Genomic DNA, 25,617 nt, shown 5'->3' with positions numbered 1-25,617 from the left:
AAAGACTCAAATGCTGTTCTCGCCGATCCGGACCGAGTACGCAGTCGAACGTGTGTCATTGAACAAGTTTTCTGCCTTGTTCGGCTTTTTGCTGCGCATCTTCGACATTGCGGTGATCGTTGCGGTTGGCGTTGCCGCCTATTGGCTGCGCTTCGGCACCGTCGAGATGCCGCTGGACTTCCGCCAGGCCGTGGCTCGCGGCGTGCTGTTCGCGCTGCTGTCGATGGGCACGTTCTCGATGTACCGAAGCTGGCGAGGCGTCAGCGTTGCCAGCGAGGCATTCAAGCTGCTGAGCGTCTGGTCTGTCGTCTTCATGCTGGGCGTGCTTTACGTGGCTCTGTTGAAGGTTCAGGGCGTGACCTCGCGCCTGTGGTGGGGCTACTGGTTTGCCGGCACCGTTCTAGCCTCCGGCATGGGCAGGTTGGTCTGCCGCCAGGCGGCCGCGTGGGTACGCGAGCGCGGCCTGGATGTGCGAACCGCAGTCGTGGTTGGTTCCACTGCAGATGCCGCGCATATCGTGCGTACCCTCGAACGCCAACGCTGGGCGGGAATTGAGGTGCGGGGCTGGTTCAGCACCGGCGACGCGCTGCAGCAGCAGCTGGCTGGTGTCCCGCACTTGGGTGACCTGGCGGCTCTCGCACCGTATGTCGAGTCTCATCACATCAGCCAGGTGTGGATCGCCCTGCCGGTGAGCGAACAGGCCGCCATCGACCGGATCGTCACCGATCTGGATCATTCGACCGCCGATATCAAGTTCGTACCGGATCTGTTCGGCTTGCAACTGTTGAATCATTCTGTAGAGCAGATTGCTGGCCTGCCGGTCATCAACCTGCGTGCCAGTCCGCTCGACGGCGAGGCGCGCATGGTGAAGGGCCTGGAAGACCGGGTGCTGGCCGCACTGATTCTGGTCTTGATTGCGCCGGTGCTGGCGGTGATCGCCCTAGGCGTCAAGCTCACGTCACGCGGACCGGTCCTGTTCAAGCAGAAGCGCCACGGCCTCGACGGCAAGACGATCAAGGTCTGGAAGTTCCGCAGCATGCGCGTGCATGCCGAGCACGCGGGGCAGGTGACCCAGGCCACGAAGCGGGATCCCAGGATCACCGCGTTCGGGAGCTTTCTGCGTCGCACCAGCCTCGATGAGTTGCCGCAGTTCATCAACGTGCTGCAGGGGAAGATGTCGATTGTCGGCCCGCGCCCGCATGCGGTGGAGCACAACCACCACTACAAGGCGATCGTGCAGAACTACATGCAGCGGCATCGCGTCAAGCCGGGTATCACCGGTTGGGCGCAGGTCAACGGTTTGCGCGGCGAGACGGACACCGTCGACAAGATGGCAGCGCGCGTGGAGTACGACCTGCATTACATGCAGAACTGGTCCCTGTTGCTTGATCTTCGCATCATCGCGATGACGGTGGTGAAGGGTTTCATTGGCAAGGCCGCGTACTGAGCGCGGCCAACCATGTCTGCCGGACACCATCTCTGATGAGCATTCGACTCTCCACAGTGCTGTACAGGCTCGTGACTGCCTCCATCTTGGCCAGGCTGCTGCTGTCGAACTGGCTCCTGGATGGTTGGTACCCCTACTCGGCTGACGGAGGACAGCCATATCACAAGCTGCACCCGGGTTCGATCCTAGCGCTCATTGGCGTTGTTCTCCTTGTCCTAGTCAAAGGAGGCCCTTTCCTCCTGCGCGACTTGTGGAGGACGCAAAGGACAACAGTGGCGTACATCGTCGCCGTTGTATTCGTTAGCCTCGTTTCCACGCTGGCTCATGGTGTGTCCGGTTCCGCGTATCTCGTAGATACATTCCTCGCTGCGGGTTGCTATCCCATCTTGCTGGCGCACATCAGTTCGGAACAAGCGCGGCGCGTTGGACTCGTTGTCTTTGCGACGGTGGGTCTCAACGCCATCGTTGCGATCGCCGAGTACGCGTTCGGCTCTCACGTTCTTCCCCAGCCTTACTCGTTTGGATTCTTTCGAGCAAGTGCGCTAATGGGTCATCCGCTCGCTAATGCCCTCGTAGCAGCTACTTGCGTGTTCGCCTCCATGGCCATGCCTTGGCGCCCCCTTGTCAAGTTTCCCTACATAGCGCTGCTGGTTGCATCGCTGTTTGCGTTCGGAGCGCGCGGCGCGCTGCTTGTCACCACCATCGGCTTGTTGGTTGCGACGCTGGCGCTTCCGCACGTCACGACCTTCGGTCGAAAGAATCGAATCATCTTGATGCCTCTGAGCGTGGTCGGCGTGGCGTTCATCGCGACAGCCATCCTCGGGGTCATCTTTGGTAGCGAACTCGGTTACACCATTGCATCCCGCATGTCTGCGGACGATTCGACAGGGGCCAGGTTGGCTTCAGTGGAGGTTCTTAGTTGGTTCAGCGCAAGTGAACTGCTCCTGGGGGTTGACACTGGGAATCTCACCTACCTCCTCGAACAAGCTGGCGTTCCAATCGTTGAGAACTTCTGGGTAGGTATGTTGCTGCGCCTCGGGGCGCCGCTCCTGCTAGTCCTATGCGCATCCAATGCCTTCCTGCTGGTTCGGTATGCGCGTCGCGCTCAGTTCTTTGTGCCTCTCACGCTGGTGGGCTTCCTCGCAGTCGCGAGCACGAACAATTCGTTGGCAACAAAGAGCTGCGCCCTCGTTGTTCTGGTCGTTCTGCTATCCATATTGCGGTTGCCAGCAAATCAGTTCGGTGCAGTAGAAACGCCATAATGAAGCTCATATCACGAATTGCGGAACGGCTAGGCTACGCGCCTGCGATCATTGCGCCGCGGGTCGCAGCGCTCGCTGCTGTCGTCATTCTTACGCGACTTCTATCGCCGGATGAGTTCGGGCTGTACGCGCTGGTCATTGTCTACGGAGAGATGCTTGATTCGGTGATGCTGAACTGGACCAGGCTTGGTTTGCAGCGATTCCATCACGTAGCTGGGGTCGACCTCGCTGATCTGCGGAGGAAGGCGGTTCTCCTGTCGTGGCTAGGGGCGGCCCTCGGCGCGCTTGTTGGTGCTGCGCTGGTCCTGAGTAGCCCCGGGACGAGTTCCATGTCCTTCTACCTGATGCTGTTGCTCTACTTCCTTGGGGCGGGAGTGCTGCGCTATGGACTCAATGTCCTGCGGGCCCAGGAGCGCGTCCTCTGTTACGTATTGATTGAGTGTTTGCGTCCGGCGCTTGGCCTGATCTTAGCTTGGGCATTGGCAACCTACTGGAGTGCGTCCTTCGTGGCGCCGTCGCTAGGAACGTTTGGAGTCACTGCGCTGGTAGCCTTCGTGGTTCTTGCCTTTACAGCGAGGTCGTTACCGATCGGAGGTAGCCGCGTTCCTTTTGCGACGTTCCTTGGCTACTCGGCTCCGCTGATCAGCGTGTTCCTGGTGTCTCAGCTGATTAGTGCGAGCGATCGATACCTCCTTGGTGCTTACGGAGGCACGGCGCTCGTTGGAGTCTATGCGGCATGCACTTCGCTCGCCCGTCCGCCCATCGAGACACTCTTCAACATTCTCAATACATCGGCGTTTCCACGATTGATCAAGGCGTTTGAGTGTCGCGGAGAGGTTGCTGCGGCGGACGAGTTACGGTCGCAGCTCGGGTTGCTCATCGTGATCGGACTGCCAGCACTCGTGGGCATCTGGCTGATTGCGCGGCCCCTTGCCGACCTCATGCTTGATCCTCGGTACGGTGCCGATTCGGAATGGATTATCCGGCTTTCATCGTTGGGTTCCTTCCTGGCCTGCCTCAAATGCTTCTACAGCGATCAGGTGTTTCACCTGCGGCGGAATTCTCTACTGCAAACGATGACCTTGGTGCCTGGGGCTGCAGTGTGCGTGGTTGTTTGCATCTATGCGATTCCTATGCGCGGTGGAATCGGTGCTGCGGCTGGCCTAGTGGCTGGGTATGGCGTGTCGGCGACTTTCAGTCATGTGCTGGCACAACGACATCTGCGTGTGCGGATTCCCTGGCCGCTGATCTTGCGAGCGAGCCTGGGCTGCCTAGCGATGGTGGCGGTGGCTGGGCTGATTAACCTTGATTCGAGTGCGCTCGCGTTAGTTTTCACGGTGGCAGCTTGCGTGGCGGTCTATGTCCTGGTGTGCGTATCCACGGGCGCAGTGCGAGCCATCGAGGGGCACGCATTGTGACTCAGTGGGGTGACCGCTTCGACTATGCGTTCTACGTGCCATCGTTCATCGGTGGGGGCGCGGAGCGCAATTGTGTGCTGCTTGCAAACGAACTGTGCGCGCGTGGTCTGAGCGTTTGCTTCTTTGTTGACCGAGATGAGGGGCCGAACCGTGGCCTGCTTTCGGAGGCCGTTTCAGTCCACTCGTTCGGGGAAACTGGGCACTTCGGTCACATCATGCGGTTGAGATCGGCTCTGCTCAAGTGCAGGCCACGCGTCATCTACGTGCAGATTGGCCTTTCGCCAGTTAAGTACCTCGCAGCGTCATTCCTCTTGCCAGAAGCTACGACGTCTGTCGTCGTCTATCACGGCCTATACGATAAGGCGCTGCGTCCAGGAGGGAAGCTAAACTACTGGTTTGCACCACTCATCACAGGTCTCTTCGACTCCGTTGTCGCGGTTTCCAACGGCCTGCGAGAACACTTGGTGTCGAAGTTTGGCGTGAAAGCTGGAGATGTGAAGGTGATCCACAATCCAGTCGATATTGACATGCTGGACAGGATGTCGATCGCGCAAGCTTCAGGACCTCGGCTCGCACAGCCCTATCTTGTCTCCCTCGGTAGGATGGTGCCGCAGAAGGACTTCGCGACGCTTATCGAGGCTTTCTCGTTGATTGCTGGGCGTGTTCCGCACGAACTTGTCATCCTCGGCGAGGGGCCGCTTAAGGGAAGCCTGGTCGAACAGGTTGAGCGCCTTGGTCTTGCCAATCGGGTTGTTTTTCCTGGGTACATCGAGAATCCATTCCCAATCGTTCGCCGCGCCGATGCTCTCGTGCTTTCCTCTGTTAGCGAGGCATTTGGAAACGTACTGGTCGAGGCGTTGGTACTCGGAGTGCGTGTCGTCGCCACGGATTGCCCCGGCGGTCCCCGCGAGATTCTTGGGCATGGCGAATGGGGATGGCTGTGTCCACCAAGGAATCCTCAGCGCCTCGCAGATGCAATGCTAAAGGCGCTGGATTCTCCGGCTGATGCCGAGCGATTCAGGCGGCGCTCAATGGATTTTTCCGTGTCGCGAATTGCCGACGAATACGTTGCGGTTGCCGAGAAGTGTGGGCATGCGCGTGGTCGTAGGTGAAATAGGTCGTTATATGTTTACAAGCAGCTTATACCGCTCGGCCCCGGTCCTGATTCAGGAAGCCCTGATCAGTGGGCGTGCCTGGGTTCGAAAGACTTTGAGGGAGGGGGCGTCGTTCCGAAGGGTTCTTGCAGACGTACGGGACACCCAGTGGCTTGATGCGATGGCGCTGGGGGACTACCAGTCCAAGCAGTTACATGCGCTGTTGGAGCATGCAGCATCCTCGGTTCCCTTCTATCGGGATCATGTTGATCCCTCCAAGTTGAGAGGCATGCCTCCTCGAGAGGCATTGTCGCTCTTCCCTGTTATCGACAAGGAGATTGTGCGCGGAGCGGGAGACAGCATGCTGTCGGCGCGCGCCAGCAGGCCGCTGATTGAGGGTACGACCAGCGGTACTACCGGTTCTCCGTTGCGCCTAAAGCAGGATTTGACAGCGATTAACCGCGAGCACGCATTCATTCACCGACAGCTCGAATGGGCGGGATTCCGGCCCGGTGATCGACGTGCCTGGATCAGGGGGGATCTTGTGGTCGATGGCCGTACGCGCAACGCGCCGTACTGGCGGCGGAACCCTGTCGAGGCGATGTTGATGATGTCTTCGTTCCACCTCTCGGCCGGCAGTGCGCCTCAGTACTTGAGCGCTCTGGCGCTGCATGACCCTCACCTGATTCAGGCTTATCCGTCGTCTATTGGTTTCTTGGCTGGGTATCTTCGTACTGTTGGTGCCAGCTATGAGGGAAAGTCGCTGCGAGGCATCGTGACGTCGTCCGAGTCACTTGACCCGGAAACGCGGGTCACGATCGAGCACACGTTCGGATGCCAGGTCTTCGACTGGTACGGACTGTCCGAGCGCGTCGCCGCTGTAGGTACCTGCGAGCACCATGGCCAACACCTTGTCATGGACTACTCGTTCGTTGAACTGGAGTCCAGAGATCAAGGACTGCACGAGTTGGTCGGTACGGGTTTCAACAACTACGCGATGCCGCTGATCCGCTATAGAACGGGGGATTCCGTGAAGCTGAGTCGCGGTTCCCAATGCAAGTGTGGCCGAAGCTTTCCGCTCGTAGAACGAGTTCAGGGGCGGGCAGATGACTGCATCAAGCTCCCTGACGGCCGAATCGCAGGACGATTGGATCGCGTTTTCAACGGAGCAACCGGCATCGTTGAAGGTCAGATCATCCAGGACAAGCCTGGCCAGGTTGACGTCTGTGTGGTGCCAGGACCCGGGTTCTCAAGGGTGGACGAGGAGGCACTGGTCCAAGCACTTCGCGATCGTGTTGGAAGCGATCTTGAGATCCATGTACGCCAAGTGGCGAGCTTGACCAGAACCCGAAGCGGAAAGCTGCGCAATGTCATCTGCACGATCTGAAACCAGCACAGTGCTGATGATCGGGACGTCGCCCGACACCCAGGGCGGAGTATCGAGCGTGGTCCGCGAGATGCTGGGTTCGCCTTTGGCGAGTGCCTATCGAATACGTTATGTCAGCACCCATTGCGATGGCGGCTTAGGTCGGAAGCTGGTTGCGTCCGTACGGGGAATCTTTAGCACCTGGTGTGGGCTGATCCTGCGCCGACCTGGTCTGCTGCATGTTCACCTGGCATCTCGCGCGAGCTTTTGGCGGAAGCTGGCCGCCGTCTCACCGGCATGGATGCTCCGGATCCCGGTTCTGGTCCATTTGCATGGGGCCGAGTTTCGCGACTTTCAGGAGAAGGAATCCGGCCCCCTGGGACGGTTCTTCATCCGGCAGATGCTCGAGCGCAGTTGCCGGGTAGTGGCGTTGTCCGAGGGCTGGAGGGAGTGGCTGGATAAGCAGTTTCCAGTCGCGCAGACCCAAGTGATTCCTAACTCCGTGCGTTTGCCTGAGCAGGCGCGTGCAGTGACCTCACCTTCGCCAACACTGCTGTTCATGGGGCGGCTTGGGAAGCGCAAAGGAACGCATGATCTTATCCGCGCATTTGCGACGCTGGCCGCGCTTTCCCCGCCGCCCAAACTAATCCTGGCAGGTGATGGAGATATCGCTGGCGCCCGCTTGCTTGCCGAAGAACTTGGTATCTCGCAGTTGGTCGACACACCTGGATGGGTGGGCCCAGATGCCAAGGCTCGACTGCTCCAGGAGGCAACCGCATACGTACTGCCGTCCTACAACGAGGGTCTTCCTATGAGTGTCCTCGAAGCTATGGCTCATGGCCTGCCCGTTGTAAGCACTCCAGTCGGTGGCATTCCGGATGCGATCACGGACGGTGAAGACGGCTTCCTGGTGTCGCCAGGAGACATTGAGGCGCTATCTTCGCGCTTGCGAATGCTGCTTTCCGATCCAGAGCTCGCCGGGAGGATCGGCGATGCAGCCCGGGAGAAGGTTCGGACTCGCTTTGCCACCAGTGCTGTGATCGAGCGCTGGCTCCGGCTGTACGCAGAGCTCATGCCATTCGCAACCAGTCGAACGGGAGCTGCCTGATGTCTCCACGCTGGTTGTGGAACCGACTTCGCGCGATGAGCGTTGCCGAAGTCGGCCATCGGGTTCGGCAGAAATCGATGGATATCTTGCAGCGCATTGGATTCGGACTAGCGCGCCAAAGGATGGCTGCGGGCCACGCTGGAAATCCGTGGACGCAGCTGCCAAAGAATGTCGATGTCACCCCTTATCTGGTCGCCGCTGACGGTATCCTGGCCGGCCAGTTTTCGGTCTTCTCACTTCGACACCTCGATCTCGGGTTTCCTCCTCAGTGGAACCGTTGTCCCAAGACCGGGGTCCTGGCGCCCTTGACCTTTGGTAAGTCGCTGAACTACCGGGACGAAAGCCTGGTCGGAGACATCAAGTACCTATGGGAGCCGTCGCGACACCTGGAGCTGGTCACTCTTGCACAGGCGTGGCATCTGTCCGGAGATCATAGATACGCACAAGGCGCGCGTGACCTGGTCGACTCGTGGATCGACCAATGCCCTTACCCGAATGGCCCGCATTGGACCAGTTCGCTCGAACATTCCGTGCGTCTGGTCAACTGGGCGGTCGCCTGGCACCTGCTCGGCGGCGAACAGTCACCGCTGTTTGAGGGCGAAAGCGGTAAGGCGTTCCGCGAGCGCTGGGTCCAGTCGATCTATCAGCACTGCCATTTCATATCTGGGCATTTCTCCCGATACTCATCCGCAAACAACCATTTGCTCGGCGAGTTGATGGGTCTGTTCATCGGTGCGCTGACATGGCCGTTGTGGCCTGAATCGAAGCGCTGGCGTGATCGCGCGGCGCGAGAGCTGGAAGTCGAAGCACTTCGCCAGAACGCCGCAGACGGAGTCAATCGCGAGCAAGCGTTCTGGTACCACCATGAAGTCGCGGACATGATGCTGCTCTGCCTCATGTTTGCCCGAGGAAACGGGGTGGACTTCAGCGCGGATTTTACGGCGCGCCTTGAAGCGATGATGGAGTTCATCGCCGCTGTCATGGATGCTTCGGGCAACGTCCCCATGGTCGGCGACTCGGATGACGCCGTCATGGTCCGTTTCTCGCGCGAGCAGGGCTTCAATCCGTACCGTTCGTTGCTGGCCACCGCAGCAGTGCTGTTCGGGCGTGTGGACTTTGCCCGAAAGGCCCGATCGACGGACGACAAGACTCTGTGGCTGCTGGGAGATGCCGCAGCAGGCAGGCTAGGGGAGCTAGTCGGGTCTTGTGCGCCTACTGGTGCAACTCGCGCGTTTCCCGACGGTGGATACTGGGTGCTGGGTGACCGACTCGACCAGTCCGACGAGGTCCGCGTCGTGGCGGATGCTGGACCGCTTGGATACTTGTCGATTGCAGCGCATGGGCACGCGGACGCGCTGGCATTCACGCTGTCGGCAGCTGGAACTGAGCTGCTGGTGGACCCGGGAACGTTCGCCTACCACACGCAGAAGCAATGGCGCGACTACTTCCGCGGGACCGCCGCGCACAACACGGTGCGCATCGATGGGTGCGACCAGTCGGTTATTGGCGGCAACTTCATGTGGAACGCGCACGCGGCTGCACGCTGCCATGAGTTCGCGTCAAACGATCGGGTAGATGCCTGGGAAGCCAGCCATGACGGGTATCAGCGCCTGCCAGACCCGGTGACACACCGCCGCCGACTGAGACTCGACAAGGTCGCAGGCCTGCTTGAGGTCACTGACAAGCTGGTTTGCAACTCGCGGCATCAGGTAGAGATCTTTTGGCATTTCCACCCGGAATGCCGGGTTCAGTTGGTCGACGATGTGGTGCACGCCGAATCGGGGCGAGCGAGCCTCTCGCTGCGCATGGTTGGGGGCTCTCTGCGGGCAAGGATCTTTCGCGGGAGCTCGGAGCCTATGGCTGGCTGGTACTCGCCCCGGTTTGACGAGAAGCAGCCCTCGACGACCGTGGTTTTTTCTGGAGAGGTAGAGGCCGCTTCGACGCTGTCGACACGGATCACCCTCCATATCGCAACAGAACAACAGCCGGCGACATGCGCCGTCCAGGAAAACGAGGGGAACCAATGAAGATCAGTATTTTTGGCATGGGCTATGTCGGTGCCGTTTCCGCGGGATGCCTGGCGAGGGACGGGCACGAAGTGGTCGGCGTCGACCCCAACCCGACCAAGGTCGATCTGATCAATCAGGGGAAGACGCCCATCATCGAAGCCGAGATTGGCGAAATGATCGCTAGCGCGGTGCAGGGTGGGACACTGAGCGCGACGACTTCCGTCCAAGAGGCAGTGTCCGGCTCGGAAGTTTCACTCATCTGTGTGGGAACGCCCTCCCAGCTCAACGGTAACCTCGATCTGTCCTTCGTTCGCCGTGTCTGTGAGGAAATTGGCGCTGCACTGAAGGAGAAGGACGGATTCCATGTCGTCGTGGCCCGTTCGACCATGTTGCCCGGCTCAATGCGGAACATCGTGATTCCGGCATTGGAGCAGGCATCCGGCAAAGTGGCGGGGGTCGACTTCGGCGTTTGCAACAACCCCGAGTTCCTTCGCGAAGGCACGGCCGTATACGACTACTACAACCCGCCCAAGACTGTGATCGGCGAGACCGATGAGCGCGCGGGCGACGTGCTTGTACAGCTCTACGCCAACATGGATGCGCCGCTAGTCCGGACGAGTGTTGAGACCGCTGAGATGGTCAAGTACACCGATAACAACTGGCATGCACTCAAGGTGGCTTTCGCCAACGAGATTGGAAACCTGTGCAAGGCCTTGGGGCTCGATGGCCACAAGGTCATGGAGATTTTCTGCCAGGACACCAAGCTCAACCTGTCGTCTTACTACATGCGCCCGGGCTTTGCATTTGGCGGATCCTGTCTGCCGAAGGACGTCCGGGCCCTGATCTACAAGGCGCGCAGCATGGACGTGGAGACTCCGGTCCTTAACGCCATTCTCCCGTCCAACGAGCGACAGGTGCAGCGTGCCATTGACATGGTGACGTCGAAAGGCGGCCGAAAGGTAGGCGTGCTGGGATTCGCGTTCAAGGCAGGAACCGACGACCTGCGAGAATCCCCGATGGTGGAGCTTATCGAACGCCTGATCGGCAAGGGTTACGACCTGCGTGTTTACGATCGCAATGTGAGCCTTGCGGCATTGACCGGTGCAAACCGGGATTACATCCTGAATCACATCCCGCACATCTCCCAACTCATGGTTGATTCCGTCGACCAGGTCCTGGCCTTCGCTGAGACCATCGTGGTGGGCAACGGGGCTGCCGAGTTCCGTGACGTCGTGACGCAGGCGCGCCCGGATCAGCAGGTGGTCGACCTGGTCCGTGTCAGCACGGCCACCAGCGGCAATGGCTACGACGGGATCTGCTGGTGATGGGCTCAGGCAACAGTTCCGCGCTTTCCTCGCAGCGCAAAGTACTGATCCTCGTCGAGAACCTCCCGTCTCCGTTCGACCGGCGGGTTTGGCAGGAGGCCACGACGCTGGCAGCAAATGGCTATCACGTGTCGATTGTGTGCCCCACGGGCAAGGGATACGAGTCGCATTACGAGTGTGTCGAGGGAATCCACATCTATCGCTACGACCTTCCGCACGAGGCCGAGGGCGCAATGGGATACCTGCTCGAGTATTCCGCCGCAATCTGGCATAGCTTCAGATTGGCCCGGAAAGTCCGTCGCGAGCAGGGGTTCGACGTTATCCATGCGTGCAATCCGCCGGACCTGCTTTTCTTGGTTGGCGTCTGGTTCAAGATGGTTGCCGGAACGAAGTTCGTCTTCGACCACCACGACATCAATCCTGAGCTGTACGAGGCCAAGTTCGGGCGTCGGGACGTCTTCTGGCGGCTGATGGTCTGGCTCGAGCGAATGACGTTCAAGGCCGCGGACGTGTCGATCGCAACCAACGAGTCCTACCGCAAGATTGCAATCGAACGAGGTGGGATGGACCCTGAAAGAGTCCATGTCGTTCGCAGCGGGCCGAAGTTGGACCGCCTCCGTCTTCAGCCGCCAAAGGATGAACACCGGCACGGCCGTCGATTCCTGGTGGGCTACGTCGGGGTGATGGGCAAGCAGGAGGGCATCGATTATCTGCTGCATGCCGTGCGCCACATTGTTCATGATCTGGGTCGGACCGACGTACATTTTGGTCTCGTCGGTGGTGGCACGTCTCTCGGGGAGATGCGGCAGTTGGCCCAGGACCTGGGGGTTGCGAACTATGTGACCTTCACAGGTCGCGTGCCCGACCAGGAACTGCTTGACGTCCTGAACACCGCTGATGTCTGCGTCAACCCTGACGTGGCCAATGCCATGAACGACAAGTCGACCATGAACAAGATCATGGAGTATATGGCGCTTGGTAAGCCTATCGTTCAGTTCGACCTAGTAGAGGGTCGCTTCTCCGCGAACGACGCATCCCTGTACGCCGAGCCAAACAACGCTAGGGACATGGCGGCGAAGATTGTCGAACTGCTCGATGACCCGGGGCGACGGGAAAGGATGGGCGAATTCGGGCGGTGGCGTGTCGTGCACCAGCTCGAGTGGAAGTATGAAGTTCCAAAGCTGCTAGCAGCTTACGAAATGGCGTTCACGGTTGATGGAGGTAGCGCAAGATAATGGCCAGATCTGCAGACGAGATCCAGCTTAGGAATCCGAACAGCGGACGCTTTGCGCACATCGATGCCATGCGCGCGTTTGCGGTAATGCTTGTAGTGGTTTCACACACAGGTCTTCGACACATTGTGCCAGGAGGTAGCGGGGTAACCATCTTCTTCTGCATTTCAGGTTTCATCATCACTCATCTCGTCCTGAAGGAGCATGCGGGGAGTGGTGGTTTTGATGTGGGTCGCTTCTATCTTCGCCGCTTCCTGAAGCTAGCGCCGCCGTTCTTCCTGATTGTGGTGGTGCCGACTGTCATCTATTCGTTATGGAACCCGGTCAGGTTCACCGACTTCCTCGCGCAGGTGTTCTTTGTCTTCAATTGGGTCGACATCGCAGGTAATCCTCGTGTCCTGCCTGGATCAACGGTAGTGTGGAGCCTTGCGGTTGAGGAGCAGTTCTACATCGGATTCGCGTTGCTGTGGTTCTGGCTGGTCAGATCGCCGAAGAGACTAGCTTGGCTTGCAATCATCGCCAGTGCTGTGGCTATCGCATCTCTACTAATGCGTATCCACATTACGGAAACTGCGTTCTCACACGACAGGACGTATTTCGGTACTGACACTCGGATGGATGGCATTGCCATAGGTGTGCTATCGGCAGTGATCTTCTTCTGGTTGGAGCAACGTTCGGGTCGCGGCGCGATGCTGCGCAGAATTCTAGGGTCCGACTGGATTGTGGTGTTCGCAGTTGGTGGGTACCTTTTCTCCCTCGTTTACCGTGACGAGTATTTTCGCGAAACGTATCGTTATTCCATTCAAGCGATGGTTGCTGCCTCGCTCGTGGTGTATGGGCTTATCCAGAAAGAGTCGTGGTTGAGGCGACTCGTGCAGCGAGTGGCTGAGTTACGACCCGTGCAGATTGTCGGCCTTGCCAGCTACAGCATCTATCTGGTGCACCTCTCCATCTACGAATTGACATCCAGTCTTTTCGCGGGTTGGCCGAAGCCGCTCGCCGTCACTGCGCTTTCGGTGTCGGGAGTGGCGGTAGGTGTGATCATTTGGCGATTCGTGGAGCTGCCAGTAGAGCGCTTTAAGAAGCGTCAAGAGGCAGGGCGGGTGGCGGCGTGCGCAGTGTCGCCAAGAGTAGTTCGGTCGGTCTCTTTGACAGCGACTGGCGGCGGCTCCCAGTGATTAGTTGTAGAGATCCTTCTGTGCTCTTTGCAGGGCATCAGTGTTGCTGGTTGAATGTGACTATGCACTTCGCCTTTAGCATGACGGGTTTCCCCGAATATCACCGAGTCCAAACCGCATGATTCCATTCATGATCTCCGGCGGCTCCGGCGCTCGCAGTCGGCCGATCACGCGCTCGCAGCAGTTTCTGAATCTGGCCGGCGATGACACGAAGCTTCAGGCTACCTCGCACTGCGCTGGTCGGCTGGCCTCGTTCGCGCCAATTGTCATGGCCTACGGCAGTGGCTGAGTCGAGATCTGTGGTGAGGGCGGTCTTGGTGTGCGGCGGCGCCGGCTACATAGGTAGCCATATGGCAAAATGCCTGGCCACGCGCGGTTATGCTGTGACTGTTCTCGACAATCTGGCGACCGGTCACCGCGAAGCGGTGCGATGGGGTGATCTGATAGAAGCCGATCTCCTCGATCGGCCTTCGCTGGAGCGGGTCTTCTCGGGCCGCCAGTTCGACGCCGTGATGCATTTCTGCGCCCGTTCGCTCGTCGGCGAGTCGATGGTGCGCCCATACGACTACTACGCGAACAACGTAATCGGTACGCTCAACCTTTTTGAGGCTATGCGTCACAGCGGTGTCGATCGCCTGGTCTTCTCGTCGACGGCTGCGATCTTTGGGGAGCCTGTGGCGGAGACCATCGACGAGATGCATCCCAAGCAGCCGATCAACCCTTACGGTGCCAGCAAGCTCATGGTCGAACGCATCCTCTCGGATGCAGCGCAGGCCCATGGTCTGCGCTCAGTAGCCTTGCGCTACTTCAATGCAGCGGGTGCATCGCCAGATGGCGATATCGGCGAGTCACACCGGCCCGAGACCCATCTGATACCGAACGTGCTGAAGGCAGTCCTCGGTCAGGGACCTGGCCTGAAGGTCTTCGGCGACGACTACGCCACACCCGATGGCACCTGTGTTCGCGACTACGTCCACGTGGATGATCTGGCACAGGCACATGAGCTGGCGCTGGGATACATGGACGAGCATGAAGGCGCGCACGCATTCAATCTTGGTAACGGCAACGGCTTCTCGGTTCGCCAGGTGATCGAGGCGGCCGGTCGGGTCACTGGGCGCGACGTTCCGTTCGAGGTAGCGCCTCGTCGAGCCGGTGACCCTGCTGTGCTCGTGGCCGCCAGCGGCAAGGCGCGCCGTGAGCTGGGCTGGGCTCCGGTCCATGAGTCGATCGAGTCGATTATCGAGTCGGCTTGGCGCTGGCATCAGTCGCCCGCGTTCTAGGCTCTACAGTGGCCAACGTCCTTGGATTCCCGCCTGCGCGGGAATGACGGGGCCCGGCAGGTTAGTAGTTGGAATGCTTGCGGTCTGCCTCGGCCTTCAGCCACGAATGGCGATGCACCGGCTGTTCGTTCCCGGCCAGAGTTGCCCCAAGCCTTCCAAGCCAGTGCTCGGTTGGCAAGTTGGGCAGGTGGATTCCGCTCCAGGCGCTGATCATCACGGTCAGCGCAAGGGCCAGAGCCGTCTGCTTCGCTTTCAGGCATGTTTCGGTCATTGCCTTCAATGACAGCGACACGACGAGCAGTCCAAGTGCGATACCGGCAATGACTTCCGACGGCGGATGAGCGTTGAGCCTTACTCGCGATACGCCCACCAGTACGCCAATCAGAAGGCCTGCCGCACACGCAGCGTGGCGCGAACGAGCCAGTCGCGGTGGAAGCAGCAAGGCCAACGCCACCGGCCAGAACGCCATCGACAGCACGCTGTGCCCGCTGAAGCACGTGAGATTCCATTCGCGGATGCCGGTGCCCCATCCGTAGAAGGCGACCTTGCTCGCGGCAACCAACAGCGATGCCACGGCCATTGCGCCGAGCCAGGTCGCGACGCCGACAAGCGAAGTCTTCCCGCCAGGGCGAACGACTAGCAGCCCGGCGATCGCGATCATCAACGGCCACACAACCGCAACATGCCCCAGCGGCGTAAACCAGTTCCAGTCCCAGGTCATCCGCCAGTTCCGCTACTCGCAGCCTCTGCGATCACTCGAACTCCGCAAACGGCTGCCGGATCAGCGTATGCAGCCTCAGCCCCGGATGCATGTCGGCCAGCTTCATCGACCCGCTCAACGCCACCACGCGGTCCAGGATGTTGGTCAGGCCATGGTTCGCCCGCATGCCGTCCGCGCCACCAATGCCATCGTCGCGGACATGGATGAACAACCACAGCGCATCGTTGCGCAGGTTGATGCGCAGGCGCACTTCGCAGCGGCTGGCGCGGGCGTGGCGGACGACGTTGGTCACCGCTTCCTGCACCACGCGGTAGGCGGCGTGGCGGTGCACAGGGGCCAGCATGGACAGCAGGCGGGCGTCGCCTTCCAGGTGGGCGTCGAACTCCAGGCCCGCTTCTTCGACGAGGCGGCGGATCTGGCCGCGCTCGATCGATGCGTACAAGCCCAGTTCGTCCAGCGCCGCCGGGCGCAGTGATTCGAGCACCGAGCCGATGTTGCGGCGCATGTTGCGGGTGAGTTCGAGCAGGTTGTCGACCACGGCGGTACGGCCGCTTTCGACGAAGTCGCGTTGGGCCAGCTTGAGGTGCGTTTGCAGTGCTGTCAGGTTCTGCCCGAACTCATCGTGCAGGTCGGCGGCCAGGCGTCGGCGTTCGCGTTCCTCCGCCTGCAGGTTGCGCAGTGCCGAGGCGTGCAGTTTTGCGGTCAGGGCCGCGGCCTCGGCATTGGCCTGGCGGAGCAGGGCGACGCCGCGGCGCATGTCGTCGACCGCGGCGCCGAACAGCAACGCCATGGCGCCGGTGATGGCGACGAACATCTGCAATCGGATTGGCGTGTAGACGGGCAGTCCGACGTTCTCCTCGACCGCGATCGCGATGCTGGCCACCAGGACCGAGATGGCGGCGCCGCGCCAGCCGTGGCGCAAGGCGAACAGGACCACGGCGACCATCAGCAACAGCCGCAGAAGTTCGCCCAGGTTGCTGCCCGGCCGGCTGAGGCTTAGCAGCAGGTACAGCACCATTGTCGGCAACAAATAGCGGATGGCGCTGCTCAAGATGGGTTTTGAGGGTGAGTAGTGCGCCGGATTGGAGATCCAGGCGCCCAACGGCGCGATCAGGATGCAGCCGATGAAGTTGCCGAGGAAGTTCTTCAGCGCAAAGGCCGCCAGCGTTGCCCATATGCCGGGCCCCATGACGGGTTCCGCGTCGACGATGCTGTCCAGGCGGACGTCGCCAATCCTGCCATCCACCAGCACGTAGGCAACGTCCTTTACCACTACCGCCAGCGCGGACACGGCGGTGGCCAGGTGGATCCGGGCCATGGAGTCCAGGCTCATGGGATCCTTGGGGAACACCCGCCAGCGCTGCAGCAGGAGAACGCCCGAGGCGATCAGCAACGGCTCAAGCATATTGTCGAGCACGAACTGCAGCGGGCCGGGCCAGTACTGCAGGAATGGGCCGGGGTCGCCTGACGAGGCGCCCATGAACGCGCCGTTGATCATCCGCGCCAGGATCGCGCCTGCGAACAGCCATGGCCACCAGCGCCGGGGCATGCACCACAGGGCAGTGAACAGGACGCCGCTGGCGACCATCCAATGGAAGAAGCTGAAAAGGCCCAGCGGCACATATATTGCCGCCATCGCAACCATCGACAGCACGCCCAGGCCGATATCGCGCATCGCGCCGCCCAGGCGGGGCGTCGCGCGTGACGATCGGTGGGGCGTGCGTGGCGGGTCGGAAGTGAGCAGGTTCTGATCCATCGGCGGCAGCGTACCCCGTCCCCAAAAGCGGAGATCGAGACTTTTTCTAACCCGCTGGAAGCTGGGGCTGTCAGACTAGTGTCTATGGTCAGGGTATTGCTAGTCGACGATCACGCGATCGTCCGAGAGGGCTTCAAGCGCCTCTTTGAAAACACGGAAGGGTATGAAGTCCTGGCGGAGGCGTCGACGGTCGCCGACGCCGTTGCGGCTGCGCGTACCCATTCCCCGGACATCGCCGTGCTCGATCTGAGCCTGAGCGCGGGCAACAGCGGCCTGACCTTGCTAGGCCAGCTGGCTGCCGTCGTGCCGGACGTGCGCCGCGTGGTGCTGAGCATGCACGACGACCCCGGGCTGGTCCTGCGGGCATTGGACCTGGGCGCCCATGGTTACGTGACCAAGGCCGCCGCCGTGGATGAGCTGGTCGGTGTGCTCGATCGGGTCATGCAGGGGGAGGTGGTGCTCAGCAGCGATCTCAATGCCACGGTCCACCGGCCGGTCGCCTCGAAGCTGACGCCGCGCGAAGTGGAGACGCTGCGCGGGCTGCTGTCGGACCTGCCGCCGAAGGCGATTGCCAGCGAGCTGGGCATCAGCGTGAAGACGCTGTACCGCCACCGCGCCAACCTGATGGAAAAGCTCGGTGCGCGCACCGTTGGCGAACTGGCGCGGATCGCGCGCGAGCGCGGGCTGCTGGCGATGTGGGGCCACTAGCGCCGGCATCCTCTCCCGCGGGCGGGAGAGGCGAGTGACCGCTACTCCAGTTGCGACGCGGCAAACGCCGCATCCAATGCTTCCATCGCATCGACCGGCTTTAGCTTGGCGGCTTTCTCGTAGGCCGCGGCTGCCGCGTCTTCCTGCTTGTCGCCATGCAACAGCATCAGCACGTTGCCGTGCTCGATATGGGCGATGGGCGAATCGGGCGTCAGCTTCAGCGCGGTCTTGATGTGTTTCTCCGCCTCGGCGGACTTGGCGCCATAGGTCAGGCCGCCAATCATGCCGCCGACCTTGCCGATGATCTCGGCGTGGTACAGCGCCATCGCCGTATGCCCCTCGGCGTGCTTGGGTGACAACTCCAATGCCTTGTCGAGGGCACCGCGAACCTTGCCCGCGATACCTGCCTTGAGCGCCTTGGCGATGCTCAGCCCCTGGCTGTAACGGCCCAGGGCGAAGGCATGGCGATAGTGGCTGTTGGCTTCGTCGGGCAGCGCTTTCACTGCGCCTTCCGCGATCTTGGCCGCCTGCTCGAAGCGCTTGAGTTTCTCGGCGTCGTCATCGACCAGGTAGGTGGCGTGGATGCCGATGGCCTTCACCGCGACCGATGCGCCCACCGGACCGAGCGCTTCGCCCGCGTCGAAGGCGGCCTTGAAGTCGCCATGATGGAATTTCCGCCAGGCGTCCTGCAGCGCGTCGGCCAGCGCATCGGCGTCGAGACCCTTGGGCGCGGACTTGCCAGCGGCGGCGATCAGCGCGGCGGCGCGCTTGCTGTCGGGGTAGGACTCGGTGTCGCCGGCGTGCAGTTTCGGCCAGGCCTTCTTGAGCGCGTCACCGGCGTAGGTGAAGCCCTTGGCGTCGTGCGGAAACGCTGCCCAGCTGGATTTGGCGGCCATCTGCGGTCCTTGTCGGCGGGTCGGGACGGGCAGCATCTCGCCTGGGGCCGGAATCTGGCAAGCCCCCCGCTCGGGACCACGGGCCTAGTGTGTTTGCTCGATCGGTCGCCACGAAAGTGGGCGCGAAAGCCGGACGCCCCGTCCGGATGTGGAGTTACCCGATGGCGGCTGCGAAGCGCAAATCCAATGCAGCGAGCAAGACCACGCTGCGACACGTCTGGCTGGCCGGCCTCGGCCTGGTGGCGGTCTCCCGACGCGAAGCGCTGGCGGCGCCGGCACGGGCAGTTGCGCGGTTGGACGCGTTGCAGCGTCGCGTGCAGGCACTGGCGGGCAGTGCCGGCGCGCGAGTGCGCCAGGTCGAACCTTGCGTCGTGCAGTTCAGCAGTGAGGTCGAGGCGCGGTTGGCGCCGGTGCTCGACAAGCTGGGGTTGAAGCCGAAGCCGAAGGCGAAGCGCAGCGCTCGCCAAGGGCGCCGCGAAATCGCCGGCGCGTGGCCGCAAGCCGGCGAAGCGGTCGGCGCGGGCAGCCTGAAGTCGCTGGGTCCCCGCCTGGGCGGGGATGACGGGAAAACCTAGTCCAGGTAGGCCCGCGTCAGCGTATTGAGATGCACCCGCTCGGCGTCGCGCAGGAACGGCGCCAGCAGCATCATCACCTGCACGATGCCGTCGCGGATCGCCGCGTGTTCGTCCTTGTCGCCGCGCGCGGCGGCATAGTTCAGCCAGAACGTGGCGATCACCAGCACGTTGGTCGCGGTGGCGGCCACTTCGTCTTTCGAGGCGCGCATGATCCCGGCCTGCACCAGGCCGCGCATGACCGTGTGCGCCTGCTCGTCGGCACGCCGCAGGATGCGGGCGAAGCGCAGGCGCAGGCGACGGTTGCGGCTGAGGATCTCGACCAGGTCGCGATGCAGGAAGCGGTAGTCCCAGATGCACTCGAACACCAGGTGCAGCTGCAACCAGATGTCTTCCAGTCCGGGCAGTCGTCCTTCCGGCGCGGCCAGCGCGGCGTCCATGCGCTCCTCGAAGCGCGCGAACAACTGCTCGATGATGTCGTCCTTGTTGCGGAAGTGGTAGTACAGATTGCCCGGGCTGATCTCCAGCTCGTCGGCGATATGGTTGGTGGTGACATTGGGCTCGCCCAGCGCGTTGAACATGGTCAACGCGCTCTCGAGGATGCGCTGGCGGGTCTGTTTCGCCATCAGTTCGCTCGGGGGGCGGCGGGGGCGCGACGCGGCGCGCGTGAGTGCAGGGTGAAGATCAGGACCGCAGCCTTTTCACCAGGTCGATGTATTTCTTCTTGGCGTCGTCGCTGCCGGTGCCCTTGAGCTTGGCCCAGGCCTCGTACTTGGCGGTGCCGACGAAGTCGAAGAAGCCTGGCTTGGGGCCGCTGACATCCCCCTCGGAGCCTTGCTTGTAAAGCGCGTACAGGCGCAGCAGCGTCTCGTTGTCGGGACGCTCGGTCAGCGTCTTCACATCCTTGGCGGCTTGCTCGAAATCAGTGTGCAGATCGGACATGGGTCGCCCCTCCCGGCGGCCAAGATGGTGCCGGCATTACCGCACGCACCGCAGGGGTGGTCAATACGCCCGGGAATTGTCGCGCGCCACCGGCTCTGGCAACGTAGGCCCATTACGCCGCCAAGCGGCATGCTCAAGGTCAGGGAGAGGGACATGAGTTATTTCGTCACCGGCGCGACGGGGTTCATCGGACGCTTTCTCGTCAGCAAGCTGCTCAAGCGCAAGGGCACCGTCTATGTTCTGGTGCGCAAGGACTCGCACAAGAAGCTCGAGGCCATCGCCAAGAAGATGGGCTGGGACAGCAAGCGCGTGGTCCTGGTCGACGGCGACATGACCGAGGCCAAGTGCGGTGTCAGCGCCGCGCAGCTGCGGACGCTGAGTGGCAAGGTCAAGCACTTCTTCCATCTCGCCGCCATCTACGACCTCACAGCCAACGCCGAGTCGCAACGCGCGGCCAACATCGACGGCACGCAGAATGCGCTCGACCTGGCCGTCGCGCTCAAGGCCGAGGTGTTCCACCACACCAGTTCGATCGCCGCCGCCGGCCTGTACCAGGGCGTGTTCCGCGAGGACATGTTCGACGAGGCCGAAGGGCTGGATGACCCGTACCTGCGCACCAAGCACGAGTCCGAAGGGCTGGTGCGCCGGGAAACCCGGATCAAGTGGCGCATCTACCGCCCTGGCATGGTCGTCGGCCACTCGCAGACCGGCGAGATGGACAAGATCGACGGGCCTTACTACTTCTTCACCTTCCTCAAGAAGCTGCGCGAAATGCTGCCGCCGTGGATGCCGATGCTCGGCCTGGAGGGCGGGCGCATCAACATCGTGCCGGTGGATTTCGTCGTCGATGCGATGGACCACATCGCGCACAAGCCGCGCCTGGACGGCCACTGCTTCCATTTGACCGATCCGGAGCCGATGCGCGTGGGCGAGGTGCTCAACACCTTCGCCCGTGCCGGCCATTCGCCGGAGATGACCATGCGCATCGATGCGCGCATGTTCGCCTTCATCCCCGGCAGCGTGCGCGGCATGGTCGGCAACCTGCCGCCGGTGCGGCGCTTCGTCGGCATGCTGTTGCGCGACTTCAAGATCCCGAAGTCGACGCTGAAGTTCCTGACCTATCCGACCCGTTTCGACAACCGCGAGGCCGAGCGCGCGCTCAAGGGCAGCGGCATCCAGGTGCCGCCGCTGGAAGGCTACGCCTGGCGCCTGTGGGACTACTGGGAGCGCCATCTCGACCCGGACCTGTTCGTCGACCGCACCCTCAAGGGCAAGGTGCGCAACAAGGTCGTGGTCATCACCGGTGGCTCCTCCGGCATTGGCCTGGCGACCGCTCAGCGCGTGGCCGAGGCCGGCGCGATCACGGTGATCGTGGCGCGTGGCGAGGCCGAACTGTTCAAGGCGCGCGACGAGATGCGCGCCACCGGCGGCAAGGTCTTCGCCTATACCGCCGACCTGGCCGACATGGACGATTGCGACCGCCTGGTGAAGACCGTGCTCGAGGAGCACGGCAAGGTCGATGTGCTGGTCAACAACGCCGGCCGCTCGATCCGCCGCTCGATCGAGCTCAGCTACGACCGCTTCCATGACTTCGAGCGGACCATGCAGCTGAACTACTTCGGCAGCCTGCGCCTGATCATGGGCCTCATGCCGGGGATGGTCCAGCGCCGCAAGGGCCACATCATCAACATCAGTTCGATCGGCGTGCTGGCCAACTCGCCACGCTTCTCGGCCTATGTCGCCTCCAAGGCGGCGCTGGATGCGTGGAGCCGTTGCGCCCAGGGCGAGCTGTCGGGCAAGGGCATCTGCTTCACCACGATCAACATGCCGCTGGTGAAGACGCCGATGATCGCGCCGACCAAGATGTACGACTCGGTGCCGACGTTGACCCCGGAAGAGGCCGCCGACCTGGTGGTGAAGGGGATCATCGAACGCCCCAGCCGGATCGCCACACGCCTGGGCATCACCGCCTCGGTGCTCAACGCACTGGCACCCAAGGCTTACGAGGTGATCATGAGCACCGCGTTCGAGCTGTTCCCGGATTCGGCGGCCGCGCGCGGCGACAAGCAGGCGCTACGCGGCGAGGTCAAGCCGAGCAACGAGCAGATCGCGTTCGCGTCGTTGATGCGCGGCGTGCACTGGTAGCTGCTTGCCCTCACCGCAGGCTACTGAGGGCAGCCCTCAGTAGCTCCGGCACTGCAGGAACCGCACCGTCCGCTCGCTTCCCGCGGGCGGCTGCAACTGCAACCGCGAGGCGCGCAACGAGTCGTAGCGATTGAGCACCGTGCAGACCTCCTGCACATGCACCTGCTCGACATCCTCGCGCTGCTGGACGACAAGCGTCGACGAGGTCGACCACAGCACGCGCTCGACCCACGGCAGGGCGGAGATGGCGTGGATGACTTCGCCGCGTTCGAACTGCTCGCGGTTGGGGTCGGCTGGTGCGGCGGCGGTCAGGGCGCGGTCGGCTGCGGGCAGCGTCGTTGCCGGCGTGCCAGTGGCGGGGCGCTGCGCCGACACGGGCGCGACAACCGCTTCGGACTCGGGCTTGCCCTGCATCAGGGCGGGCACGAAGCCTGCGAGCAGGCCGAGCACTGCGGCGCCACCCCAGGCCATGGCGATCTCGCGGACGCTGCGTTTGCGCGCGTTGGCGGTCAGGTCCTCGCGCAGGGACGACGGCAGCATCTGGCTGACCAGTGCCCACAGGGCCGTGCCGTCGTAGAGATCGAGGTCACCGGCCAGCTTGCGTGTGCTGGCATCGATGTTGGCCGGAGTGGCGAGGATGCCACCCGCGGCGCCTGTCAGGCGCACGGCTTCTGCCAGCTCGCGCACGCTTGCCGCGGCAAGGCGGGAGCGGGCGCCGGCCTGCTTGCAGGCCAGCAGCCAGGTACGGCCTTCGCGGGCCAGGCGGATCTCGGCTTGTGGGCCGCTTTCCAACGTCTTTTCGACCGATTCGGCGACGAAGCCACGCGCATGCAGGGCCTCGATCACCAGTCGCGAGAACTCGCGCCAGCGCATCGCGGCCAGTGCCTCGATGCCGGCGCGGGTTTCTGCCTGGCGCTGCCGGACCAGCCACAGGTAGGCCGTCGCCAGGGCGCCGGAAAGGACAACGACGACGGTCGCAATCAACGGGGAAAAGCCGGCCACCATGCGCAACTCTGTTGGTTCAGGGTCCGCGAATATACGCCAGCTTCACGCCAACTCGTGTGGCGCCGATCAAGAGAAAGCCCGCCAGTCCGAAACCGTAAGGGGAGGGGAGCATACGGAAGCGCGGACTGGCGGGCTTAGGTTGTCCGCGCGGCGGTCGGCCGCGCGGTAATGCGGTGCAGCTCGAGCTGGATCTCAGGAGGCGGCGGCCTTGCGCGGCTTGCGCTTTGCCGGCGCCTTGGCGGCCTTCTTCGCGGCCGGCGCCTTGCGTGCGCTGGCCGGCTTGCCGCCCTGGCGGCGCAGCTCTGCAGTCAGCGCGTCGACCTTGCGGCTGAGCTCGGTGAGGTCGTCGCGGCCCGGCACGCCGAGCTTGATCAGTGCGCGGTTGACGCGCTCCTCGAACACCTTCTCGAGCCGGTCCCAGGTGTCTGCGGCACGGTCGCGGGCCTGGCCGACCCTGGACTCGACGACGTCGCGAACGACCTCGGCCTGGCCGCCGGCGAACTTGCGCGCGGTCTGCTCCAGGCTCATGCCTTCCTTGATCAGCGCGTCGAACAACTTGGTGCCTTCGGCCTGTGCGCGCGAGAACGCGCCCACGCCGGCCAGCCAGATCTGCTGCGCCGACTCGCTCAGGCTGCGCGAGAGCTGCTCGGCTTCCTTCTGTGCATCGGCCTTGCTGGTCTTGCTGCGACCGGTGCTGGCCTTCTTGGCCGCCTTCTTGAACTTCGCCATGCGGGTTCCCTCGGTGGGAGTGGCTGATGTGCCCCCACCATCGCCCCGCGCTCTAGAGCTTTCACACCAGCGCCGGCAGCGGCAGCGCCGGCGGCGGAAACAGCTTCACCGGCGGCGGCGCGCCGCCACCAGGCGGCCGACATCGTCCAGGGCGCGCTCGAGGCGGGCGGTGGTTTCGGTGTGGCGTGTCGGCACGTCCAGGCCGTCGAGGATCGAGCGCTCGCTGTCGGCGATCAGGTCGGTGCGCAGGCGGATGCCATGCGCGGCCAGCTGCGGGCCGAGGGTGTCGGCACGGCGGTGCAGGTCGGCCAGGGTGTTGCGGTAGGCGATCTCGCAGATGCGGCGGCGCGCCGAGAAACTGAAGGCGTTGGTGAAGAACAGCTCGCTGTCCTGGGCATTGGGTTCGAAGATGAGCTGGTCGATGTCCGGGTATTGCTGGGCATATCGGGCCAGGCCGACCTGCATGCGCGACTGCAGCAACGTGCGGAAGGTCTGCGACAACACGGCCGGCAATCCGCCGGCGGCCAGGCTGCGCTCGCGGCTGACGGCGACGCCGGCATCGCCCTTGTTGAAGGGCACCAGCGGATTGATGCCGATGAGCAGGTCGATGCCGCGCTCGAGCAGGACCGAGGCGTTCATGGTCCGGCGCAGTGCGCCATCGACGAAGTGGCGACCGCGGACCTCGACCGGCGGGTACAGGCCGGGCAGGGCGGCGCTGGCCTGGACCGCGGTGGAAATCGGCACGTCGCGCCAGCCGTCGCCGCCGAAGCGCACGACTTCGCCGCTGTCGAGGTCGACCGAAATGACGTAGAGCGTGGCGTCGAGGTCGCGGAAGTCGTTGCTGCGTCCGCGCCGGGTGAAGACATCGCGGAGGAATTCCTCGACCCGGGCATTGTCGAACAACCCGGTCGGCACCAGCCCGCCGAAGCGCATCAGCAGGTCCGACCAGCGCGCTTCCTTGCCGGAGAACAGCATGTCCTGGCCCCATTGCGCGGCCAGTCGCGGCAGGCCGGCGGCGCGGCGCAGGTACTCGAAGATCGCCGGGCGCAGGAAGGTCTCGGGGCGGAACTGCACGTCGTCGCTGTCGCCGGTGATGAAGATCCGGCACATCTGCGCGGTGTCCATGCGGTTGGCCAGCCCGGCGGCGAGGAACGCGCCGCTGCTGACGCCGACATAGCTGTCGAGGCGGGTCAGGTCGAGGCCGTCGAGCGCTTCGTCGAGCGCGCGCAAGGCGCCCAACTCGTACATGCCGCCGATCGGGCCGCCGCCGGCGACCGCCAGCCCTATCCTGCTGGGGCTGCCATCGGAATGGTTGCGCGGCCGGTGCCGGGCGGTGTGGACTGACAGCATGGAGGCACGCGTCGCGGGAATGACCCGAGTGTAGCCGGGTTCGCTCCTACCGTTCCGGGGTGCCGGGTATGATC

22 protein-coding genes are annotated in these 25,617 nt (G+C 62.7%); 14 read left to right on the top strand and 8 right to left on the bottom strand.

Features of this window, described 5'->3' with window-relative positions; translation table 11 throughout:
* Nucleotides 1-10 precede the first annotated feature (10 nt).
* The 11 genes from HIV01_RS05995 (at nucleotide 11) to galE (ending at nucleotide 14,719) form a co-directional block, all read left to right on the top strand.
* Nucleotides 11-1,447, top strand: coding sequence for an undecaprenyl-phosphate glucose phosphotransferase (locus tag HIV01_RS05995; protein ID WP_200605414.1), 1,437 nt, complete (start codon nucleotides 11-13; stop codon nucleotides 1,445-1,447).
* 35 nt (nucleotides 1,448-1,482) lie between these two features.
* Nucleotides 1,483-2,709, top strand: a complete 1,227-nt coding sequence (locus tag HIV01_RS05990) for a VpsF family polysaccharide biosynthesis protein (RefSeq protein ID WP_207527109.1) — start codon at nucleotides 1,483-1,485, stop codon at nucleotides 2,707-2,709.
* Nucleotides 2,709-4,127: an oligosaccharide flippase family protein gene (locus tag HIV01_RS05985; RefSeq protein WP_200605412.1), complete on the top strand. Its 1,419-nt coding sequence runs from the start codon at nucleotides 2,709-2,711 to the stop codon at nucleotides 4,125-4,127. The genes HIV01_RS05990 and HIV01_RS05985 overlap by 1 nt, the downstream gene beginning before the upstream one ends.
* Nucleotides 4,079-5,239, top strand: coding sequence for a glycosyltransferase (locus HIV01_RS05980; protein ID WP_342367066.1), 1,161 nt, complete (start codon nucleotides 4,079-4,081; stop codon nucleotides 5,237-5,239). Before HIV01_RS05985 ends, HIV01_RS05980 begins: the two co-directional genes overlap by 49 nt.
* Nucleotides 5,220-6,608, top strand: coding sequence for a phenylacetate--CoA ligase family protein (locus HIV01_RS05975; protein ID WP_200605410.1), 1,389 nt, complete (start codon nucleotides 5,220-5,222; stop codon nucleotides 6,606-6,608). Before HIV01_RS05980 ends, HIV01_RS05975 begins: the two co-directional genes overlap by 20 nt.
* Complete coding sequence (locus HIV01_RS05970) at nucleotides 6,589-7,695, top strand: glycosyltransferase family 4 protein (RefSeq protein ID WP_200605409.1); 1,107 nt, start codon at nucleotides 6,589-6,591, stop codon at nucleotides 7,693-7,695. The genes HIV01_RS05975 and HIV01_RS05970 overlap by 20 nt, the downstream gene beginning before the upstream one ends.
* 35 nt (nucleotides 7,696-7,730) lie before the next feature.
* Nucleotides 7,731-9,722, top strand: coding sequence for a heparinase II/III family protein (locus tag HIV01_RS05965; protein ID WP_200605408.1), 1,992 nt, complete (start codon nucleotides 7,731-7,733; stop codon nucleotides 9,720-9,722).
* On the top strand, nucleotides 9,719-11,029 hold the full coding sequence (locus HIV01_RS05960) for a nucleotide sugar dehydrogenase (protein ID WP_200605407.1): 1,311 nt from the start codon (nucleotides 9,719-9,721) through the stop codon (nucleotides 11,027-11,029). The genes HIV01_RS05965 and HIV01_RS05960 overlap by 4 nt, the downstream gene beginning before the upstream one ends.
* Nucleotides 11,029-12,264 (top strand): glycosyltransferase family 4 protein, encoded by a 1,236-nt coding sequence (locus HIV01_RS05955; RefSeq protein WP_200605406.1) that lies wholly within the window; start codon nucleotides 11,029-11,031, stop codon nucleotides 12,262-12,264. The genes HIV01_RS05960 and HIV01_RS05955 overlap by 1 nt, the downstream gene beginning before the upstream one ends.
* Nucleotides 12,264-13,439, top strand: a complete 1,176-nt coding sequence (locus HIV01_RS05950; RefSeq protein WP_200605405.1) for an acyltransferase family protein — start codon at nucleotides 12,264-12,266, stop codon at nucleotides 13,437-13,439. The genes HIV01_RS05955 and HIV01_RS05950 overlap by 1 nt, the downstream gene beginning before the upstream one ends.
* 302 nt (nucleotides 13,440-13,741) lie before the next feature.
* Entirely contained in the window at nucleotides 13,742-14,719 is a 978-nt protein-coding gene (gene galE / locus HIV01_RS05945; RefSeq protein WP_280633584.1) for a UDP-glucose 4-epimerase GalE, read from the top strand.
* 61 nt (nucleotides 14,720-14,780) lie between these two features.
* Here the strand turns inward: galE and HIV01_RS05940 are convergent, their stop codons facing one another.
* Nucleotides 14,781-15,440: a phosphatase PAP2 family protein gene (locus tag HIV01_RS05940; RefSeq protein ID WP_200605403.1), complete on the bottom strand. Its 660-nt coding sequence runs from the start codon at nucleotides 15,438-15,440 to the stop codon at nucleotides 14,781-14,783.
* 31 nt (nucleotides 15,441-15,471) lie between these two features.
* On the bottom strand, nucleotides 15,472-17,196 hold the full coding sequence (locus tag HIV01_RS05935; protein ID WP_200605402.1) for a histidine kinase: 1,725 nt from the start codon (nucleotides 17,194-17,196) through the stop codon (nucleotides 15,472-15,474).
* Nucleotides 17,197-17,292: 96 nt separating this feature from the next.
* On the opposite strand from HIV01_RS05935, the gene HIV01_RS05930 reads away from it, so the two are divergent.
* Nucleotides 17,293-17,904 carry a response regulator transcription factor gene (locus tag HIV01_RS05930; protein WP_342367064.1) on the top strand — a complete coding sequence of 204 codons (612 nt, stop codon included), beginning with the start codon at nucleotides 17,293-17,295 and terminating at the stop codon, nucleotides 17,902-17,904.
* Nucleotides 17,905-17,945: 41 nt separating this feature from the next.
* Here HIV01_RS05930 and HIV01_RS05925 read toward each other — a convergent pair whose 3' ends face one another.
* Nucleotides 17,946-18,800 (bottom strand): hypothetical protein, encoded by an 855-nt coding sequence (locus tag HIV01_RS05925; RefSeq protein ID WP_200605400.1) that lies wholly within the window; start codon nucleotides 18,798-18,800, stop codon nucleotides 17,946-17,948.
* A gap of 161 nt (nucleotides 18,801-18,961) precedes the next feature.
* On the opposite strand from HIV01_RS05925, the gene HIV01_RS05920 reads away from it, so the two are divergent.
* Entirely contained in the window at nucleotides 18,962-19,375 is a 414-nt protein-coding gene (locus HIV01_RS05920) for a hypothetical protein (protein ID WP_245156927.1), read from the top strand.
* On the opposite strand, the gene HIV01_RS05915 is transcribed toward HIV01_RS05920, so the two are convergent.
* Together HIV01_RS05915 and HIV01_RS05910 are read right to left on the bottom strand one after the other, a co-directional pair.
* Nucleotides 19,372-19,998 (bottom strand): TetR/AcrR family transcriptional regulator, encoded by a 627-nt coding sequence (locus HIV01_RS05915; RefSeq protein WP_200605398.1) that lies wholly within the window; start codon nucleotides 19,996-19,998, stop codon nucleotides 19,372-19,374. The genes HIV01_RS05920 and HIV01_RS05915 overlap by 4 nt on opposite strands.
* Before the next feature lie 58 nt (nucleotides 19,999-20,056).
* Nucleotides 20,057-20,314 carry an acyl-CoA-binding protein gene (locus HIV01_RS05910; protein ID WP_200605397.1) on the bottom strand — a complete coding sequence of 86 codons (258 nt, stop codon included), beginning with the start codon at nucleotides 20,312-20,314 and terminating at the stop codon, nucleotides 20,057-20,059.
* A 153-nt stretch (nucleotides 20,315-20,467) separates the two neighbouring features.
* Here HIV01_RS05910 and HIV01_RS05905 point away from each other — a divergent pair, with 153 nt between their 5' ends.
* Entirely contained in the window at nucleotides 20,468-22,459 is a 1,992-nt protein-coding gene (locus tag HIV01_RS05905) for an SDR family oxidoreductase (protein ID WP_200605396.1), read from the top strand.
* A 36-nt stretch (nucleotides 22,460-22,495) separates the two neighbouring features.
* Here the strand turns inward: HIV01_RS05905 and HIV01_RS05900 are convergent, their stop codons facing one another.
* From HIV01_RS05900 to HIV01_RS05890, 3 genes are all read right to left on the bottom strand, one after another.
* Nucleotides 22,496-23,443, bottom strand: a complete 948-nt coding sequence (locus HIV01_RS05900; RefSeq protein ID WP_207527108.1) for a restriction endonuclease — start codon at nucleotides 23,441-23,443, stop codon at nucleotides 22,496-22,498.
* 213 nt (nucleotides 23,444-23,656) lie between these two features.
* Nucleotides 23,657-24,193, bottom strand: a complete 537-nt coding sequence (locus HIV01_RS05895) for a phasin family protein (protein WP_200605394.1) — start codon at nucleotides 24,191-24,193, stop codon at nucleotides 23,657-23,659.
* A 105-nt stretch (nucleotides 24,194-24,298) separates the two neighbouring features.
* Nucleotides 24,299-25,543 (bottom strand): patatin-like phospholipase family protein, encoded by a 1,245-nt coding sequence (locus tag HIV01_RS05890; protein ID WP_200605393.1) that lies wholly within the window; start codon nucleotides 25,541-25,543, stop codon nucleotides 24,299-24,301.
* Nucleotides 25,544-25,617 lie beyond the last annotated feature (74 nt).

It is taken from the genome of Lysobacter arenosi, assembly GCF_016613475.2.
GTDB classification, from domain to species: domain Bacteria; phylum Pseudomonadota; class Gammaproteobacteria; order Xanthomonadales; family Xanthomonadaceae; genus Lysobacter_J; species Lysobacter_J arenosi.
Note: the sequence above shows the minus strand (reverse complement) of the source record. Positions and strands in the feature narration are given on the sequence as shown.

Excerpts from the sequence above, each read along its gene's own strand:
- HIV01_RS05995 (WP_200605414.1), top strand. The coding sequence starts at position 11 with ATGCTGTTCTCGCCGATCCGGACCGAGTACGCAGTCGAACGTGTGTCA.
- HIV01_RS05990 (WP_207527109.1), top strand. The coding sequence starts at position 1,483 with ATGAGCATTCGACTCTCCACAGTGCTGTACAGGCTCGTGACTGCCTCC.
- HIV01_RS05985 (WP_200605412.1), top strand. The coding sequence starts at position 2,709 with ATGAAGCTCATATCACGAATTGCGGAACGGCTAGGCTACGCGCCTGCG.
- HIV01_RS05975 (WP_200605410.1), top strand. The coding sequence starts at position 5,220 with ATGCGCGTGGTCGTAGGTGAAATAGGTCGTTATATGTTTACAAGCAGC.
- HIV01_RS05970 (WP_200605409.1), top strand. The coding sequence starts at position 6,589 with ATGTCATCTGCACGATCTGAAACCAGCACAGTGCTGATGATCGGGACG.
- HIV01_RS05965 (WP_200605408.1), top strand. The coding sequence starts at position 7,731 with ATGAGCGTTGCCGAAGTCGGCCATCGGGTTCGGCAGAAATCGATGGAT.
- HIV01_RS05960 (WP_200605407.1), top strand. The coding sequence starts at position 9,719 with ATGAAGATCAGTATTTTTGGCATGGGCTATGTCGGTGCCGTTTCCGCG.
- HIV01_RS05955 (WP_200605406.1), top strand. The coding sequence starts at position 11,029 with ATGGGCTCAGGCAACAGTTCCGCGCTTTCCTCGCAGCGCAAAGTACTG.
- HIV01_RS05950 (WP_200605405.1), top strand. The coding sequence starts at position 12,264 with ATGGCCAGATCTGCAGACGAGATCCAGCTTAGGAATCCGAACAGCGGA.
- HIV01_RS05940 (WP_200605403.1), bottom strand. The coding sequence starts at position 15,440 with ATGACCTGGGACTGGAACTGGTTTACGCCGCTGGGGCATGTTGCGGTT.
- HIV01_RS05935 (WP_200605402.1), bottom strand. The coding sequence starts at position 17,196 with ATGGATCAGAACCTGCTCACTTCCGACCCGCCACGCACGCCCCACCGA.
- HIV01_RS05925 (WP_200605400.1), bottom strand. The coding sequence starts at position 18,800 with ATGGCCGCCAAATCCAGCTGGGCAGCGTTTCCGCACGACGCCAAGGGC.
- HIV01_RS05920 (WP_245156927.1), top strand. The coding sequence starts at position 18,962 with ATGGCGGCTGCGAAGCGCAAATCCAATGCAGCGAGCAAGACCACGCTG.
- HIV01_RS05915 (WP_200605398.1), bottom strand. The coding sequence starts at position 19,998 with ATGGCGAAACAGACCCGCCAGCGCATCCTCGAGAGCGCGTTGACCATG.
- HIV01_RS05910 (WP_200605397.1), bottom strand. The coding sequence starts at position 20,314 with ATGTCCGATCTGCACACTGATTTCGAGCAAGCCGCCAAGGATGTGAAG.
- HIV01_RS05905 (WP_200605396.1), top strand. The coding sequence starts at position 20,468 with ATGAGTTATTTCGTCACCGGCGCGACGGGGTTCATCGGACGCTTTCTC.
- HIV01_RS05895 (WP_200605394.1), bottom strand. The coding sequence starts at position 24,193 with ATGGCGAAGTTCAAGAAGGCGGCCAAGAAGGCCAGCACCGGTCGCAGC.
- HIV01_RS05890 (WP_200605393.1), bottom strand. The coding sequence starts at position 25,543 with ATGCTGTCAGTCCACACCGCCCGGCACCGGCCGCGCAACCATTCCGAT.